The following is a 1,476-nucleotide window of genomic DNA, read 5'->3' on the forward strand; positions in this document are numbered from 1 at the left end:
GAATCCTGTGACGCTTTCGCTGAATGTTGCTGTTACATCAAAGGGTGCGTTTGTGGTGGTTGGTGATGTTGATGTTAAGGCTACTGTTGGTACAACGGTGTCTACAACTATGGCTTTGTTATTAGCTAAAGATTGTCCTGTAGGGATAGTTAATGTTGCATCATTTCCAGCAGCATCTTTTAAGGTTGCACTTCCCCCTAAAGTTATGCTAATTGAGTTAAGGTCGGTGCTATTTTGTCCGGCTGCTGGAGTGTATGTGCCCACAGCAGATGTGCCTGTGAAAGGTGCAATAGTTACAGTCCCACCTGTGTCTAAGGCGACTGTCATGCTACCGCCAGCTAAGGTAAGTGCTTCGCTGAAGTTGACGGTGACATTGATGTTGCCAGTTGTGTTGTAACTGCCATCGGCGGTGGTAGAGGTGATGCTGGTGACTGTGGGTGCAAGAGTGTCAATTACTATTGCTTTATTTGCACCTAAAGAGTTAGCAGCAGCGGGAGTGGGTAAGGTTAAAATCGCATCAGCAGTGGCAGCATTCTTAATAGTTCCGCCGCTTAAAGATAAGGCAGTTGTGGAAAGATAGTCTAAGTCGGCACTGCTATCACCCGCTGCTACTGCGTACCGGAATGTCAAGGTGTTGCTACCTGTTCCTGAAAGATAACTAGCGACGGGAGTTGCGCCTGCTAAACTTAGTTGCGGTGTACCTGTGACGTTGACGATTTGTGAGAATTGAACGGTGATGTCGATGTTTGTACCAATGCCATAACTGCCGTTTGCTGTGGTAGAGGTGACGTTGGTAATGGTGGGAGGGGGGTTAATGGTGATGGCGGCGGTTTCGGTGGCGCTGCTGAAAACGCTGGATGTGGTGTTATTGGTTTGGTCTGTAGTGTAGTCTGCGACACCGCCATTTGTGCCTGTAATTCGATCCCAGGCGGCGAAGGTAATGGCGTTGGCGACAGTGCCGTTGTAACCTGTGTTGGGAACAAATCTGAGTTTTGTATTAGCATCACTCGCTAAGAGTAAGGCGTTGGTGGCGGAAACGGCTGGGGCGTTATTCCAGGTTGTGCCGTTGGTGGTGTATTGCCAAGTGCCGTTAGCGGTGTTTAAGGCAGTGATGGCGATGCCTTGGGAGGCGGTGGCGTTGGGATCGGCGATTTTTGTGCCGCCGAGGTTGGTGATGATGGTGGAGATGAGTGTGCCTGTACTGGCGCTGTCGTTTTGGTTTTGGGCGGTGAGGGTGGGTGTGCCGCTGCTGTCGAGGGTGGGGGAGTTGTTGACTAAGACGGTGACTGTGGTGGGAGTGGAAATTACGCCGTCGGTGGCGGTGTAGGTGAAGGTGTCTACACCGTTGAAGTTGGCGTTGGGGGTGTAGCGGATGTTGCGTTTAGGATCGATCGCGATCGCATTGACCTGGCTATTCATGCCGCCAGTGGGGTTGAAAGCAGTATCCAGGCTGCCGTCGGCGTTCATTCTGGCGAT

1 protein-coding gene is annotated in these 1,476 nt (G+C 51.3%); it reads right to left on the reverse strand.

The genetic code is table 11. From position 1 onward, the window contains the following. Nucleotides 1-1,476, reverse strand: a 1,476-nt coding sequence (locus QUA77_RS29085; RefSeq protein ID WP_333454093.1) for an Ig-like domain-containing protein, incomplete at both ends; no start/stop codon positions are given.

Origin of the sequence: Microcoleus sp. K5-D4 (genome assembly GCF_036704575.1) — a bacterium.
In the GTDB taxonomy this organism is placed as follows: domain Bacteria; phylum Cyanobacteriota; class Cyanobacteriia; order Cyanobacteriales; family Microcoleaceae; genus Microcoleus.